This window comes from Cryptosporangium minutisporangium, from assembly GCF_039536245.1.
Taxonomy (GTDB): domain Bacteria; phylum Actinomycetota; class Actinomycetes; order Mycobacteriales; family Cryptosporangiaceae; genus Cryptosporangium; species Cryptosporangium minutisporangium.
In genome coordinates this window covers 1-14,863 of record NZ_BAAAYN010000094.1, presented here as the reverse complement: position 1 = coordinate 14,863, position 14,863 = coordinate 1, and the positions used below count along the sequence as shown (strand labels likewise).

Annotated in this window: 13 protein-coding genes; 3 read left to right on the top strand and 10 right to left on the bottom strand. The window is 71.8% G+C overall.

Going from position 1 to position 14,863, the window contains the following annotated elements:
* Positions 1 to 46: 46 nt before the first annotated feature.
* On the bottom strand, positions 47 to 889 hold the full coding sequence (locus tag ABEB28_RS41670) for a hypothetical protein (RefSeq protein ID WP_345733848.1): 843 nt from the start codon (positions 887 to 889) through the stop codon (positions 47 to 49).
* Positions 890 to 961: 72 nt separating this feature from the next.
* Positions 962 to 2,665, bottom strand: a complete 1,704-nt coding sequence (locus ABEB28_RS41665) for an IPT/TIG domain-containing protein (protein ID WP_345733847.1) — start codon at positions 2,663 to 2,665, stop codon at positions 962 to 964.
* Positions 2,666 to 2,790: 125 nt separating this feature from the next.
* Here ABEB28_RS41665 and ABEB28_RS41660 point away from each other — a divergent pair, with 125 nt between their 5' ends.
* Positions 2,791 to 3,894, top strand: coding sequence for an FG-GAP repeat domain-containing protein (locus ABEB28_RS41660; RefSeq protein ID WP_345733846.1), 1,104 nt, complete (start codon positions 2,791 to 2,793; stop codon positions 3,892 to 3,894).
* Between the two features lie 65 nt (positions 3,895 to 3,959).
* Here ABEB28_RS41660 and ABEB28_RS41655 read toward each other — a convergent pair whose 3' ends face one another.
* Positions 3,960 to 4,244 carry a YggT family protein gene (locus ABEB28_RS41655; protein ID WP_345733845.1) on the bottom strand — a complete coding sequence of 95 codons (285 nt, stop codon included), beginning with the start codon at positions 4,242 to 4,244 and terminating at the stop codon, positions 3,960 to 3,962.
* A gap of 199 nt (positions 4,245 to 4,443) precedes the next feature.
* Positions 4,444 to 4,851 (bottom strand): hypothetical protein, encoded by a 408-nt coding sequence (locus ABEB28_RS41650; RefSeq protein WP_345733844.1) that lies wholly within the window; start codon positions 4,849 to 4,851, stop codon positions 4,444 to 4,446.
* Between the two features lie 431 nt (positions 4,852 to 5,282).
* On the opposite strand from ABEB28_RS41650, the gene ABEB28_RS41645 reads away from it, so the two are divergent.
* Positions 5,283 to 5,666, top strand: coding sequence for a response regulator (locus ABEB28_RS41645; RefSeq protein ID WP_345733843.1), 384 nt, complete (start codon positions 5,283 to 5,285; stop codon positions 5,664 to 5,666).
* A 136-nt stretch (positions 5,667 to 5,802) separates the two neighbouring features.
* Here ABEB28_RS41645 and ABEB28_RS41640 read toward each other — a convergent pair whose 3' ends face one another.
* Positions 5,803 to 6,141: a histone-like nucleoid-structuring protein Lsr2 gene (locus ABEB28_RS41640; protein ID WP_073265519.1), complete on the bottom strand. Its 339-nt coding sequence runs from the start codon at positions 6,139 to 6,141 to the stop codon at positions 5,803 to 5,805.
* A 901-nt stretch (positions 6,142 to 7,042) separates the two neighbouring features.
* Between ABEB28_RS41640 and ABEB28_RS41635 the strand changes: the two genes are divergently transcribed.
* Entirely contained in the window at positions 7,043 to 7,759 is a 717-nt protein-coding gene (locus ABEB28_RS41635) for a hypothetical protein (RefSeq protein WP_345733842.1), read from the top strand.
* A 92-nt stretch (positions 7,760 to 7,851) separates the two neighbouring features.
* On the opposite strand, the gene ABEB28_RS41630 is transcribed toward ABEB28_RS41635, so the two are convergent.
* The 5 genes from ABEB28_RS41630 to ABEB28_RS41610 all read right to left on the bottom strand — a co-directional run bounded on the left by ABEB28_RS41630 (position 7,852) and on the right by ABEB28_RS41610 (position 14,463).
* Entirely contained in the window at positions 7,852 to 8,865 is a 1,014-nt protein-coding gene (locus ABEB28_RS41630; protein WP_345733841.1) for a DUF389 domain-containing protein, read from the bottom strand.
* A 76-nt stretch (positions 8,866 to 8,941) separates the two neighbouring features.
* The gene (locus tag ABEB28_RS41625; protein ID WP_345733840.1) at positions 8,942 to 11,104 is read right to left on the bottom strand and encodes a HelD family protein; all 2,163 of its coding nucleotides are present in this window, start codon (positions 11,102 to 11,104) and stop codon (positions 8,942 to 8,944) included.
* A 169-nt stretch (positions 11,105 to 11,273) separates the two neighbouring features.
* The gene (locus ABEB28_RS41620) at positions 11,274 to 11,459 is read right to left on the bottom strand and encodes a hypothetical protein (protein WP_345733839.1); all 186 of its coding nucleotides are present in this window, start codon (positions 11,457 to 11,459) and stop codon (positions 11,274 to 11,276) included.
* Between the two features lie 106 nt (positions 11,460 to 11,565).
* On the bottom strand, positions 11,566 to 12,468 hold the full coding sequence (locus ABEB28_RS41615; RefSeq protein ID WP_345733838.1) for a universal stress protein: 903 nt from the start codon (positions 12,466 to 12,468) through the stop codon (positions 11,566 to 11,568).
* Positions 12,469 to 13,137: 669 nt separating this feature from the next.
* Positions 13,138 to 14,463, bottom strand: a complete 1,326-nt coding sequence (locus ABEB28_RS41610) for a sensor histidine kinase (RefSeq protein ID WP_345733837.1) — start codon at positions 14,461 to 14,463, stop codon at positions 13,138 to 13,140.
* Between the last annotated feature and the right edge of the window lie 400 nt (positions 14,464 to 14,863).

The following is a 14,863-nucleotide window of genomic DNA, read 5'->3' as shown; positions in this document are numbered from 1 at the left end:
GTGTACCGCACGATCACGCTTCGGACGATCGGCGTCGCGGCCGGCTCTAACGACCGGCGAGGACCAGCAGCGGCGCGCCCGGCGTCCAGGGCAGGTCGGCCAGCGGCGCGAACCGGAGCAGGCCGGACACCTGCTGGGCGCGGAGCCGTCTCGTCCTGAGCAACGCGCCCGCGTCCACCCGGCCGGCCGCGGCGGCGAGCAGGTCGGCTGCGACTCCTTCCAGCACCGTGCCGCCCGGACGCCGGGACCCGAGGTCGGTCACGGTCCAGCCGTCCTCATCGGCGGTGAACGCCCAGCTGCCCTCCGGTGTGCAGAAGGCGGCGCTGCCGGTCAGGCCGGCGTCGACCGCTAGGGCACCGGTCACCTCGGCCAGCCCCGCGAGTCCGGCGCCGAGCAGCGTGGGCGACGGCGCCGGCGCACCGCACGGCACCAGGTCCAGCGCGGTCACCGCGAGGAGATAGGCCTCCCCGACGAGAGCCGAGAGCAGGGGGATGCGCCCGAACGACGACACGGTCGGCGCCAGGTCGAGCGACTCGTCGAAGTTGGTGAAGTAGATCGCGACGGCGTCCCGGCGACGCCCGAGGGCCGCGAGGACCTCGGCGCGCGCCGCCGCCCGGTGCGTCTCCACGACCGCGTCCCGCACGATCCGGACGTCCGGTGGTGAGCCCTGGCCGCCGCCGCGCGCGGACGTGACCAGGTCGTGCACCGCCCGGTGTTCGGTCCACAGCCCGAGCTGAACGCAGAGGTCGTGGCCCCGCTGACCGGGCGCGCCACTGGGACGGGTCAGGTCGGCGCCGTCCGCGGTGGCGAGGAACGCGTCCCAGGCCGCCAGCACACGGGGCCGGACGGCGTCGCGCCCGGCGCCGGCGAGGCCGTGCGTACCCACCATGTCTGAACATGGTGCCCACCCGAGGAGCATGCCGAAAGGCCCCGGGGTACCCGAGGCCCTCCGACGAACTGGTTACGCCACCCAGCTGAACGTGCTGGTCTGGCCGGTGACGCTGCTACCGCCTGGCGTCGTCACCTGGATGTTCGCGGTGCCGACCGCGTGTTTCGGCACCAGGACCCGGAGCTGGGTGCCGGACAGCGTGGTGAACGACACTCGCTTCCCGTCGACGGTCACCGCGGTGGCCCCGAACAGGTCGGTACCGGTGACGACGGTCGGCGTGACGAGCGTGGCCTTGCCGGACTTCACCGAGAGCGCGGTCACGACCGGCGCCGGCGGATTGACGTGGGTGAACACGTCGGAGCCGCTGGGCAGGCTGCTGCCGCCGGCCGTCGTCACCACGACGCGCCCGGTACCGGCCCGGCTGGTCTTTGGCACGACGAACGTCAGCGACGTGTCCGAGGTGACCGTGAACTTCGCGGTGGCGCTGCCGACCTTCACGCTCTTCGTCCCGGTCAGCGCGGTCCCGGTCAGCGTCACCGTGCTGCCGCCGAAGATCACCGAGGAGGACGCCGACAGGGCGGTGACGGTCGGCCGCGGTGCGACGTACTTGAACTTCGTCGTGCTGGAGACCGTGCTGGCACCGCTCGGCGTCGTCACCGTGACGCCTACGGTGCCCGCGAGCCCGGCCGGAACGGTGGCGACCAGGCGGGTGGCGCCGTCGTACTTCGTGGTGGTGAACGTCGCCGAGGTGTTGCCGAACTTCACGCTGGTCGCGCGGTCCAGGCCGGTGCCGGCGATCGTGACGGTGTCGCCGCCGACCGTGGAGCCGGTGGTGGCCGAGAGCGAGACGACGGTGGGTGCGGGAACGACCGGGTTCGGCGCGGTCGTGATGCCGTTCACCGTGAAGGCTGCGTTGACCAGCTTGCGGACGAAGGCCCAGGAGAGCTTCGCGTCACCGTTGGCGCCCCACGACGTCGACCACGAGTTGCGGATCCAGAGACCCTCGCTGTCGTAGCCGTAGGCGGCGACCATGTGGAGGCCGAGGTTGCTGCCGGTCAGCGTGTTGTAGGTGGCGCTGCCCTTCAGCAGCTGGAAGTCGAGGAACACCGGCATGCCGATCGCGACCGGGTCACCGGCGGCGAGCGCCCGCTCGATCGCGAGCTGACCGACTGCGCCCTGGTTGCCCACACCCGACCAGAGAGTCTTCCAGCCGCTGATCTTGTAGTTGACCGCGTTCGCGATCTCGGCGGCGGTCGGCCTGACCCGATAGTCGACCGTGCCCTGGAAGTAGTCGGACTGAGTGTCCACACCGTACTTCTGGGCCTCGTTGAGCGCGTGCTCCGGCACCAGGCCCGTCGACGGGCCCGGAGCACTCTTGACTGCGCGCAGGTACAGGTAGAGCGGCGCGTAGGGCGCGCCGGTGCCGCCGTCGACGTCCGCGTAGTAACCCATGATCGAGTAACCGATCGACCAGGCGACACACGATCCGACGCGGCCCTGGTTGCCCACCGGAGGCGCGTCCGCGCGGAGGTCGACGCTGGCGGGCAACGTCGCGTCGGACTTGATCTTGCCGAGCCGGGACGCCGCGGTGACGACGTTGTTGCTCGGGACGTAACCGCCCACGACCGGAGCCGGGGACGTGGTGACGAGCCGCGGTGCCGCGGTCGGCGGGGTCGCGGCCGCGGCGGTCGCGGCGGGAGCCACCGCGGTGATCGCGACGGCGAGCGCGATCGCGCTGCCGGCTAACGCGGTGAGTGGCCGGGTGAACGTGCGCATCCGTGCTCCTTCGCAGGCAGACGTCCTCGTTGCCAGGACGTCGGTCGGCGAGGTGCCGGAGCTGAGCCGTCGACCGGTGCTATTCAGGGGCGAACGGGGTGCGGGTTACCGGAGGGGACGAAACAGTGCAGGTACTCACAGCCGTGGTGGCTCTGGGGGCGATGGCCGCGGCTCACGTGGTGGGTCCGGCGCCGGACCCGGCGGATCGGCCGGGGGTACCGGCGGACCGGCCGCTGTCGGCCGCGGTCGACGGCTTCGCCGGGCGGGCCGGGGACTTCGACGGCGATCGCCGGGACGACGTGGCCGCGTTCACCCGCGGCGAGGGTGGGGACGTCTACGTGGCGCGCTCCACCGGCGCGCGGTTCGACGGCATCGGCGATCTCTGGTCGGACACGTTCGCGTTCTGGAGTCAGGCTCCGCTCGCCGGTGATTTCGACGGGGACGGCCGGAGCGACGTCGCCGCGTTCGCCCGGGGCGGCAAGCCGACCGTGACCGTGGCGCTCTCCACCGGTCGCTCGTTCGGCCGCTCTCGGGTATGGACGACGTCCTTCGCGCCGAACGTCGAGATACCGGCCGTGGGCGACGTCAACGGGGACGGCCGCGACGACATCGTGGCGTTCCGGCGGGGCAGCGATGCCGTGGTGTCGGTGGCGCTGTCCACCGGTCGCTCGTTCCGACCGTCGACGCCGTGGCACGGGCACTTCGCCACTGGGCCGTCGGTACCGGCGGTGGGCGACGTCAACGGGGACGGCCGCGACGACGTCGTGGCGTTCACCCGCGGCGAATCGGCGGCGGTGGCGGTCGCCCTGTCCACCGGGCGTACCTTCGGCCGGGCGGCGTGGTGGAGCGGCTGGTTCGCGGAGGACCGGGCGCTCCCCGGGCTCGGGGACGTGAACGGCGACGGCCGGGCGGACGCGGTGGCGTTCGCCCGGGACCCCGAAGCCTCACCGGAACAGGGTGCGGAGGTCACCGTGGCGCTCTCCACCGGCCGGACCTTCCGCCGAATGCCGGCACCCTGGCTGGGCTCGTGGGCGACCGGCGGGGCGGTGCCGGGAATCGGTGACTTCAACGGCGACGGCCGGGACGACGTCGCGGCGTTCACCCGCGGCGGTCGAGCGGACATCTACGTCGCGCTCTCCACCGGCCGCGGATTCCGGCAGACGCCGGCGCGCTGGCACGAGTACTTCGCCGCGGCCACGGAGATCCCGCAGCCCGGCATCCTCTGGTGAGGACGGCGACGACCTGACGCCGAGGGGCGCGCAGGCACTTGCCTGCGCGCCCCTCAGCTGGAGAACTACAGGTAGGCGACGAGACCGCGAAGGATCACGACGGCGAAGAACACCAGGATGAGCGCGAGGTCGATCGAGACGCCGCCGACGCGCAGCGGCGGGACGATCTTGCGGACCGGAGCGAGCACCGGCTCGGTAATGCGGGTGACGACGTTGATGGCCTTGGCCCGGACCCCTCCCCAGGCTGGCGGTCCGGCGAGTACGACCGACCAGTCGAGGATCACGCGGGCGATCAGAACCAGCCAGAACAGCCAGAGGACGAGCCCGAGCAGGGCGCCGACGGCGCTCATCGCACGGCTCGGCGGGTGCTCGAGACGCCAGAACTGTTCACGGTTCCTCCTCGGGGGGCCTGCTTCCAGTGAACTCTTTTCGACCCCTGGCCTTCTCCGGCGTCGAGCGACCCGAGCAGACACCGGTCGAAAGAATTCAATTCAACAGTGCGTCGGCCAGCTGAGGAGAAACTGAGAGAAGTACGCGGAGATCCTGAGCTCAGCCGCGGTGGCGCGGGGGTTTGCGCTCCCGGTAGAAGCGCGCCCCGGTCGGCGGCGAGGCCGCCGGCGTCGGCACCACGAAGCCGATCGGTGTCGCGGCCGGTTGCTCCACCGGCTCGCCGTCGAGCCGACGTGGCCTGCGGAAGCGCGCTCCGACCGGCGTGACGTCCTCCTCGGGAGGCAATCGGAGCACCGGTAGCTCTTGCGTGATCGCGCGGCTGGCCGCGCGCTGGGCCTCGGCAGCCGCTGCGGCGGTCCGGGCCGCCTCCTCCGCCGCGTGGGCCGCCCGCATCGTCTCGGCCATGATCTCGTCGGCCCGCTGAGCGGCGATGCAGGGCAGCGGCCGACCGCATGCGCACACCCCGCGCTCGGCCCGGTGGGCTTCGGCGATCAGATGGGCGTCCATCCACCGGTCGGGGTCAGTGCACCCGGGAGGCGGCATCACGACGGGCCGGGCCTCCCCGGACCAGGCATCAGCGGTGGAGCACCCGTGAGCATTCGGCGGCCTCCTCACCGTCGGCTCCGGGACCGCACGGCAGCAGCCGAGTCGGCCCGGCGCGTCGAGGTGCGCGCGGTCGGCGCTGACCGGTGGGCAGTTACCTTCCGGGCGGCATCGTGCCAGTCCGTAACGGGGTAAGGGAACGCTACTCGCCGGTAGCTAACCTGCCGGAAATCAGGCCGAAGCAGCGTGAGCGAATCGGCCGAGGAGTGGATGGCCGATCCGATGAGGTCGAGGATCGGCCGTTACGGGCGCCGCTCGGGGAGCGGCCCCGGACTGCTACCAGCGCGCAACTTCGGCGCACCCGAGTTGGCACCCGGGCGCAGAAAGCTGAGGGCATGACCGATGGCGGGGGCGCTACGGGTCGATCGGGCCCGTCCCGGCGCGTGCTCATCCTCACCGAGCAGCCGGATCTCGCAGAGCTGTTCACGCTGCAGTTGCGCGCGGCCGGGTGGTGCGTGGAGCAGGTGGGGACCGAAGCCGAAGCGGTCGACGCCGTGCAGGCCGATCCGCCCGATGCGGTCATCCTCGACACGCTGGTGCCTGCGGCGAACGGTCAACCGCTGGTCGACCGACTGCGAGCCGGACTCGCCGGCCGGCCGTGCCGACTGGTCATCTCGACGATCTACGAACCCAGCGACTTCGCGGACGTGGACGCGGATGCGGTGCTTCCGCTACCGCACCACCGGGCGGCGCTGGCGCAGGCGCTCTTGATGAGCTGAACGGCGGTGGCCGTCCGCCGGGCCCGGATCTACGGGCGGGGCCGGCGGGCGACACGCCGACTCTCGACCGACCTGGCCGAGGAAAACGGACCGATCGGGTCCGACCGCCCGTCGGTCGCGTTAACGATGATGACGGTCAGTGCTCGGAGTTGTACTGATCGATGACTTCCTGCGGGATACGCCCGCGATCACTCACCTGCAGGCCCTTACTCTTGGCCCATTCCCGGATGGCCTGGTTCTGTTCGCGGCCGGATCGTTGTGTGGTCGCCGCCGGACGACGATTCGTGCGGGTTCCGCCGCGACCCGCCTTGCGCGCCGCCTGCACATACTTGCCGATCGTTTCCCGCAGTGCGGCAGCATTGTCGCCCGACAGGTCGATCTCGTAAGAGGTTCCGTCGATCGCGAAGGAGACGGTCTCTTCGGCGGTCCCGCCGTCGAGGTCGTCGACCAACATGACCTGTACTTTCCGCGCCACAGAAGTTCTCCTCGTCGTGCTATCGGTGGCCACACCCTACTAGTCGTGCGGAACGAATCCCGCATCCACCCTGGTGTGTTCCGGGCGATTCCCATCGGTCGGAACCGATAACCGATCCATAACGAATCGATGGTCGGAAGAGTTCCGCCACGGAGCAAATGTGGGGGCTGTGGCCGGTCTGTCAGCGTGATCGGCTGCGGATTGCAGGATATCGCTCTGCTGCTACCAGGTGGGGTTAATAGTGGGGCTGCTAGTCGAACAGGGTGATACTCACCACCACCCCAATACTGGCCGTGATCAGAGGATCATTCAAGAGTGGTCGCGTAACGCTTCTCGCCTAACACCGAGAGCGGCGGTGAATTGTGTGACTGGACCGGCGCGCCAGGCGTAGGGGTTGCAAATAGTCCGTTCTGCCACCAAAGTTCCCTCCATCGAGCGGTGCTGTCGGGACTGTTCGTCGGTGTCGTGGCCGTTGGATGCTGCGGGTTGACACGTTCGAGGGTGGTGGAGGGCTCGTGTACTGCCGGACCGGTGCGTTGCGCGCACCGCGGGGTAGTGCCGGATCGCCCACTCTGACGACGATCGCCGCGGTGTTCCGGCGTTGAAGAGGATTCTTCGGCCTCCCTCGTGCGCCCAGCCCGGGCGCTGCGCCCGGCCGCCTGAATAGGCCTCGAGCGCCCGGCCACAGTCCATTGTGGGTAGGGAAGTGGATCGTTCTCCGGACGGTTCTCCGACCGCTGTCGGGTCGGCCGGTTGCGTACCCGGTGGCGTTATCGGCGATGCCGGCCGAAGCGACCGCTTCCTGCTTCCGCGACACGTTCGCTCGTCCCTGATCACGGCCCCGAGCCGGGACAGGACTCTTACTCAGTTCACTCGTACCTCAGGAGAGGTCTCCATTTCGATGAACATCTGGATTCGTCGTTCGCTGCAGGTCGGAACCGTGTCCGCGGGCATCGTCCTGGCCGGTGCGGCGGCCGCGCAGGCGCAGGAACACCAGAGCGGACCGGTGACCGCGAAAGCGGCAATCGTCAACCCGGCCAGCGACGTGAGTAGCGTCGTGAAGGGCGGCACGAAGAACGCGGACGACAACGACACCGACCCGGGTATTCCGGCCGGTGCCACCCCGTCCGGCGGCGTTGCGAACAACGCGCAGGAGCCGGACACCACCCCGGGTACGCCCGTCGGCGCGCTGCCGTACGGCAACGCCGCGAACGAGGAGGAGCAGCCCGCCGGCCAGGCGCAGCAGCCCGACGACAACACCGCGCCGGCGGCCAACCCGGCGCCCGCCGCGCCCGCCGCGGCCCCGGCGGCCCCGGCTGCTGCTCCGGTGGCCGCTCCGGCTCCGGCGGCGCCCGCTGTTCGTCCGGTCGCCGGCGGTCCGAACGTCGTCGCCGGTGGCAACGTCGTCGTCCGTCCGATCGTGCGTCCGGTCGTGCGTCCGGTCGTCGTCGTCGAGGATGACGACGACGACTTCGGCTTCATCGGCCGCGGCGCGAGCTTCCACCGCTGGGACCGCTGGGACCGGGACGACTGCCGCGGGCACCGGCACCACCGGTGGGACTGCGACCGGTTCGAGCGTCGCCACTGGTGCGGCGGTCACCGTGGCTGGCGCGACTGACCGGCTGATCCGGGCCTCCTAGGCCCTGCAAGCTCCTCTTCAGGCATCCGTACGCCCGCCTCCGCTCCCCGGAGGCGGGCGTACGGCTGCCCTCAACCGTCGGTCTGTCGGTCCTGCCGGCCCTGTCGGTTCGCCCGGCGGGCCCGCGCTGCGACGCGCTGGGCCTGGGGCGTGCGCGGCGACTGCAGCTTTCTCCGCCCCCAGTACAGCCGTTGGACGAGGAGCGTGAGGACACCGCCGACGACGATCGCAGCCAGGTTCACCACCAGCTGGACCGTGGATCCCCATGCCTCGTCGAACACGTCGAACGCCACGGCGACCGACACGTTCGCGGCGGCCGGGACCGTCGTCACCGAGATCAGGACGCCGACCAGCGCGCCCGACTTCGCCGACGTCAACGAGACGATCCCGGCGATGCCGGCGAGGAACCCGACGACCCAGGAGAGCGCGTCCGGGCGCCAGATGAAGTCCGTCATCGGGCGGTCGGTCAGCAGCATGGACTTGTCCACGAGGTCTGCGGCGGCGAGGAGCCAGACCGCCCCGAGCGTCAAGACCATCGCCACCGGGAAGCCGACCACCAGCGCGGTCGCGGCACGTACGGCCATCTGCCGCTCCCGCTGCACCACGCCGACGCAGAGCGCGGCCAACGGCCCGAAGTCCGGCCCGACCACCATCGCGCCGACGATCAGGATCGGCTGGTCGAGCAGGACGCCGATCGCCGCGAGGATCGTGGCGACGGTCAGGAACACCAGGTAGGTGACCGACAGGTGGGTCTCGTCGTTGACCCGCTGCTCGATCTCCTCCCAGACCACCGCGTCGGTGCTGAACCCGGGGGCTTCCCGCTCGGCCCGATCCCCCGCTTCGGACATCAAGATGTCGATGGTCTCGGCCGCGATCGATCCGTCTTCGGCGATGCCCAGACCGCGCAGCGCGCTGAGCACCGCGCTCGCGCCTTCCCTGGCGACGTCGCAGAGCACGACGTCGCCGACCGGGTCCCTGGCCGCGCCGGAGAGCACGACCAGGTGCGTGACGGACGCGTCGCCCTCCAGCAGGTCGAGCACGGGAGGCATCCGGTCCGTCGGCACGATCAGTCGCAGGTGCAACACGTCGCCGAGCCTAGGGTGCCGACGGTCACGCACGATCCTCGGCCGACGCGCAGTGCGGGCCGACCGAGGACCCGGCTCAGAACAGGGAGAGCGGCTCGGCCTCGCGGTCGGGAGACGAGCGGTCGGTCGGCGGCTCGGCCCAGTCGGCCGACGTCGTGATCACCACCAGGCGATGCGTCGCCCGGCTGAGCGACACGTACAGGACCCGGTGGCCGGCGCTGGACTCGGCGATGATGCCGGCCGGCTGGGCCACGACGACGCCGTCGTACTCGAGACCTTTGGCCTCGATGCTGTCCACGACCTGCAGCCGCCCCTCGCCCAGGCTGCTGAGCCACTCCGCGACCTCGTCCCGCTGGTCCGCGGTGGTCACCACGCCGACCGTGCCCTCGACGTCCGCGAGCAACTCCACCACGGCGGCCCGGATCGCGTCGGGGAGCCGATCGGCGGGCACCACCCGCTCCTCGGGTGCGGCGCCGGTGCGGCGTACCGCGGTCGGCAGCTCCAGCCCCGGCTCCCAGCGGCGCAGGACCGACGCGGCCAGCTCGAAGATCTCCGCCGAGTTGCGGTAGTTGGTGGTCAGTGTGTACCGGCGCCGTACCCGCGTGCCCACGGCGGCGTCCATCGCGGTGGTCGCCTCGTCGGGGTCCTCCCAGGCGCTCTGCGCAGGGTCGCCGACCAGCGTCCAGGACGCGTACTTGCCGCGGCGGCCGAGCATCCGCCACTGCATCGGCGAGAGGTCCTGCGCCTCGTCCACGACGATCAGCGAGAACTCGTCGTCCTCGTCGTCGTCCTTCGGGGCCGGGCCCGCGGCCCGGTCGGAGGAGAGCCGGATCTCCTGCATCTCCCAGTCCTCCGGGCGCCGCCGCCGGGCCGGTGGCCGCGGTGGCTTGCCGAGCAGCGCGCGGAGTTCGTCGAGCAGCGCGATGTCCGCCACCGACCAGCCGTCCTGCGCGAACGAGGCGGCGAGCGGCGGTACCTCGTCGCGGCGGAGGTCGGAGCCGGCGCTCCGGGCGAGCCGGGACCGGTCGGCGGCCCAGCGCAACACCTGTTCGGCGTCGACCACCGGCCACCAGGCGGCGAGGAACTGGCGGAACTCGGTGCGGTCGCGGATCTCCGCGTCGAACGCCTCGCGCTCCCAGTGCTCCGGCGGCTCGGACCAGCTGCGCGAGACGTTCCAGAGCGCGTCCAGCATCGTCCTCACGGCCTGCCCACGGGAGCCGTTCGGCGTGCTACCCCGCCGCCGGGCTGCCTTCCTGGCGGCGTTGAGTGCCGCGGCGTCCAGCCGGAGGACCTCGCCGCCGTAGACGGTGCGGAACCGGTCCGGCGCCGTCGGCGCCGGCAGCCAGACCAGGCGGGACAGCACGCGGCGCATCCTCAGCGCGCCCTTGACGGCGGCGAGCGTCGCGTTGTCTCTGCGGGTCGACTGGATACCGGTGAGCATCGTGCCCAGCGACCGCAGCACGACGCCCTCCTCGCCGAGCGAGGGCAGGACCTGGTCGATGTAGCGGACGAACGTGGGCGAGGGTCCGACGACCAGAACGCCGCCCCCGGCGTACCGGTTGCGATCGGAGTAGAGCAGGTAAGCGACGCGGTGCAGCGCGACCGCGGTCTTTCCGGTGCCGGGGCCACCCTCGATGATCGTGGTGCCGGCGGCGGGCGCCCGGATCGCCTCGTCCTGCTCCCGCTGGATCGTGGACACGATGTCCCGCATGGCTCGGCCGCGGGCGCGGGCCAGCGTCGCCATCAGTGCACCCTCGCCGACGACGGCCATGCCCTCGGGCGCGGCGGACGGGTCGAGCAGGTCGTCGGAGAGCCCGACCACCCGGGTGCCGGACGAGTGGATCACCCGACGCCGGACGACGTCCAGCGGGTCCTCGGCGGTGGCGCGGTAGAACGGTGCGGCGGCCGGCGCTCGCCAGTCGACCACGAGCGGCTCGTACCGGGCGTCCAGCACCCCGAGCCGACCGATGTGGCGCGCTTCGCCGCCGCGCAGATCGAGGCGGCCGAACACCAGGCCGTCGTATCCGCTGTCGAGTGCCTTGCGCCTTCGGGCGGCCTGGTGGACGAGGACGTCGCGCTCGTAGAGCGCCCCCTCGTTGCCGAGTTGCGCCCGTCGGTGGCCCTCGGCTTCGACCTCGGTGGTTCCGGACCGGACCACCTCCAGCCGGGCGTAGACCTCGTCGACGTGGCGCTGCTCGGCGGCGATCTCGGTAGTGAGGACGGACGGACGGTCGGTCAACGCGGTGCTCCGGGCTCCAAGGACGGTTCGGCGGACGCGGCCCCCGAGGCTCGTCGCTGAGCTCGGGGTCGGTGTTGCCGTCCTGGAAGCCTAGACAGGTCGGGGTTCGGACGAGTCGTGCCGTGAGCCGATGTGCTCGAAAGGGCCGGCCGATAAGGTGATCGTAGGGTCAGCGTTGGTGCCCGGCGGCCCGCTTGAGCAGCGCCCGTAGCGGCGTCGATCGCGCCAACTCCACGTCCCGCTGGGTGGCCAGGTCCGAGACGAGATCCTCCCGGCCGGTGGCGATCGCGTGGTTGATCTGCGTGATGTAGTGCTGCTCGAGCAGTTCCTGGTCGAGGAGCGTGTGCTTGTCCATGATCCGAGCGTGCATGCCCTGTGTTTCGGCAACATGGCCGCCAGGTTGATCGTTTCAGATCGACTGCGAGTCTCGTCACAGCGACGCTTCGTAGTGGGACTGCGACCTACGCGCGGACCGCGGCGACCGTGGTCGGGGGATCGAGGAGGACACCCCGCGCGGTGGAGCCGAGGCGGGAGCGCGCGCCTGCCGGGCGTCCATTGACCCCGACGACGAGCAGGTCGGCGCCGCGGGAGAGGCGACTGAGCACGGCGAGCGGCCGACCTCGGTGGACGGCCGAGGCCGCGCGCACCCGATACCGGTCGGCGAACGGGCCGACCTCCTCTTCGACCAGTGCGGACGCCGCAGGGTCGTCGGTGATGACGGTGTCGAGCAGGCTGTCGTCGAGCCAGTAGTCGGCGGCCGAGCCGGTGGTCACGTGGACGGCGACCAGTGGACGACGGTGGCCGGCGGCGTGGGCGAAGGCGTACGCCAGTGCGGCGCGCGAGGCGGGGGAGCCGTCCACACCGACGACCACGTGCCCCGGGAACGGGCCCTGCTGGGGCTGACCGGGCTGGATGCTGGCCGGGGGACGGGCGACGACGGCTGCCGAGCGTCCCTCGGTGGCGAGCCGGACCGCGATCGTGCCGACGAGTTGGGTACCGGAGCCGGCCCCGGCGGCGGTGCCGACCACGACGATGCCGGCCTGGTCGGCGGCGGCGGCCAGCACCGGTAACGGACGCCCGTCGCCGCGGACCGTCCGGACGTGCCCGGACGGGATCGCACGGCGGGCCAGCGCGCCGGCCTCGGCGAGGACGGCGTCGGCGCGCTCGTCGTTGCCGGCGTGGCAGACGACCAGCGGGGCGTGGAGTGCCCGCGCCTCCCGGGCCGCCCACGTGAGGACGCCGGTCGGGTCGTCGCCGCGGGAGACGCCGACCACGATGCCGGCCGCGGCCGGTGCCCAGCGCGGGCTGCCGGAGAGCCGACGCTGCACCTGCTCTCTCGGGCGCAGCGGAGCCGGATTGGCCATGGGGGAAGCAGAAGGTCTGCTTGTGTCAAAAACCGTCACGGCTTCCCCTCCTGCGACGGCCGGCGCCCCGTCGTGCGTGCTGGTGGCTAGCTGCGGGGCTCGCGGCGCCCCGCACTCAGCGTGCCTAATCCGGCGGCGGCTGGCCACCGGATCACCGTAATCGGGACGGATCTCAGTGGTGTGCCATTGAGCGTTGTACCGCTCCGACCAGCGATGATGACTGGCGGTTGGGGGAAGTCACCGGGAGTACGTGAACGCTTGAGTACCACTGCGTGGGAAACACTCTGTTCTCCCAGCGTGAACACCGCACTCCAAAGTGGCACACGCGCCGGCCGGCGCGTGCCACACGCGCGACGCGCGTGACCGGCTGTCTCTCCCCAGAGCCGGACCTGTGGCAGGCACACGCCGCGACGCGCGTGACCGGCTGTCTCTCCCCAGAGCCGGACCTGTGGCAGGCACACGCCGCGACGCGCGTGACCGGCTGTCTCTCCCCAGAGCCGGACCTGTGGCAGGCACACGCCGCGACGCGCGTGACCGGCCGTCCCTCCCCAGAGGGGGCGGCAGGTCACGCGCGTCGGTGGGATTCCGGTCGGCCGCCGGGAGGGGGGCGGCCGTCCGGAAGATTCACCCGGCTCCGGTGTGGGACGACAACCGGAGCCGGGGAGCTGGTCACCCGGAGCCGGACACACTCCAGGCGAGGATTCGGCCGGGCGCAGCCGGCGTCCCGACGGAGGCGGCCGTCGGCTCCGGGCGGCGACCGTCCTGGTTGAGCGGCAGCACCAGCCGGACCGTCGTGCCCAGTCCGGGTGTGCTGTCGAGCTGGATGAGGCCGTCGTGCGCGGCCACGATCGCCTGGGTGACCGCCAGGCCGAGCCCGGCGCCCGGCGCCTCGACCCGCTGGGCGTGCCCACCGCGGTAGAACCGCTCGAACACCTGCGGCAGTTCGTCCGCCGGGATGCCGACGCCGGTGTCGCTGACCGTCAGCACCGCGGCGGGCCGCACGTCCGGTCCAGGCGTCGTACCGGTCGACACCCGCACCGTGATCCGCCCGCCCTGCGGGGTGAACAGCAGCGAGTTCGAGAGCAGGTTGTCGACCGCGCTCCGAAGCATGGTGCCGTCGCCGGAGACCGCGAGCGACTGCTCCAGCCCCAGGTCGAGCGCGACGCCCGCCTGCCGGGCGCGGGCCTCGGCGGCCCGTACCGCGTCCGCGACGACGCCGGCCAGGTCGATCGGCGACCGGTGGACGGTCGCCGCAAGGGCCTCGCCGGCGCGGGCGGTGACCAGGAGGTGGTCGATCAGCCGGACCAGCCGGTCGGCGTTGCGTCGGATCGCGGAGACCATTCGCTCGCGGTACTGCGGCGGGACGTCGTCCAGTTCGTCGAGCAGTTCGAGGTTGCCGGTGATCACCGCGACCGGCGTCCGGACCTCGTGCGTGATCAGCGAGATGAAATCACTGCCGAAGCGGCCGAGCGCGTCGGCGTGGGCGGCCGAGCGGTGGACGGCAGCGCCGAGCGCCAGTATCGCGGTGGCCTGGTCGGCCAGCAGGCCGAGCAGTTGGGCGCGCTCGGGTCCGAGCGCGCCGGGCTTGTGGCCGAGCACGGAGAGGGCCCCGACGACGTTGCCGGTGGTGTCGAGCAGCGGGACGCCGGTGTAGGAGCGGGCGCCGGTGTCGGCGGCGGTGAGCGGACCGACCGCGTAACGGGGATCTTCGCGGAGGTCGGGGATCTGCAGCGGGGCTCGGTCGCCGACCACCCGGGCGCACGGCGACGCGGTCCGCGGCAGCTGGGTGACGCCGATGTTGTGGCGGACCACCGCACGTACCCGCTCCGCCTCGACCAGCGTGAGCATCGCCATCGGGGCGTGAACCGCCTCGGCGGCGATCCGGACGATGTTGGCCAGCACCGGCTCGACCGAGGTGCTGAATTCCCGCATCGACCGCACTGCGGCGAGCCGTGATGGCTCGTCGGCCCAGCGGGCCGGAAGCTCGACGTCCATGTCTTGTCCCCGGGGTGTGGGGAGCGGCATCCGTGCCGCTCCTGGCGATGGTTCCGGTCGGCGTCCGTGCCCTCCGGATACGTCCCTCACATCGTGCGGGACGCACCCTTCTACCAGCGAAAACGCGGTTGCTCTTCAGGTGCGGCACCGATCTCGGGCGAGCCCCCGCGCAGCATCCCGAAAGCACGACGACCACCGTGCGGATCACCCGGAATGCGCGACAACCACCAGGCGGGCCACACGGGAAGCGTGCCAACCATCAGCGGCGTCACCCGACGACTGCCTCCGCCGCACAGCTGGCCACCGTGTCCCGTTGCTGGCGAGACGCGAAACCGGCCTCCATGCGCTTGGAGGCCGGTCTCGGGTCTGCGTGGGGCGGCGTCAGGACCAGTTGACCTGG

Coding starts and splice junctions, on each gene's coding strand:
- ABEB28_RS41670 (WP_345733848.1), bottom strand. CDS start 889: ATGGTGGGTACGCACGGCCTCGCCGGCGCCGGGCGCGACGCCGTCCGG.
- ABEB28_RS41665 (WP_345733847.1), bottom strand. CDS start 2,665: ATGCGCACGTTCACCCGGCCACTCACCGCGTTAGCCGGCAGCGCGATC.
- ABEB28_RS41655 (WP_345733845.1), bottom strand. CDS start 4,244: ATGAGCGCCGTCGGCGCCCTGCTCGGGCTCGTCCTCTGGCTGTTCTGG.
- ABEB28_RS41650 (WP_345733844.1), bottom strand. CDS start 4,851: ATGGACGCCCATCTGATCGCCGAAGCCCACCGGGCCGAGCGCGGGGTG.
- ABEB28_RS41645 (WP_345733843.1), top strand. CDS start 5,283: ATGACCGATGGCGGGGGCGCTACGGGTCGATCGGGCCCGTCCCGGCGC.
- ABEB28_RS41635 (WP_345733842.1), top strand. CDS start 7,043: ATGAACATCTGGATTCGTCGTTCGCTGCAGGTCGGAACCGTGTCCGCG.
- ABEB28_RS41620 (WP_345733839.1), bottom strand. CDS start 11,459: ATGGACAAGCACACGCTCCTCGACCAGGAACTGCTCGAGCAGCACTAC.
- ABEB28_RS41615 (WP_345733838.1), bottom strand. CDS start 12,468: ATGGCCAATCCGGCTCCGCTGCGCCCGAGAGAGCAGGTGCAGCGTCGG.
- ABEB28_RS41610 (WP_345733837.1), bottom strand. CDS start 14,463: ATGGACGTCGAGCTTCCGGCCCGCTGGGCCGACGAGCCATCACGGCTC.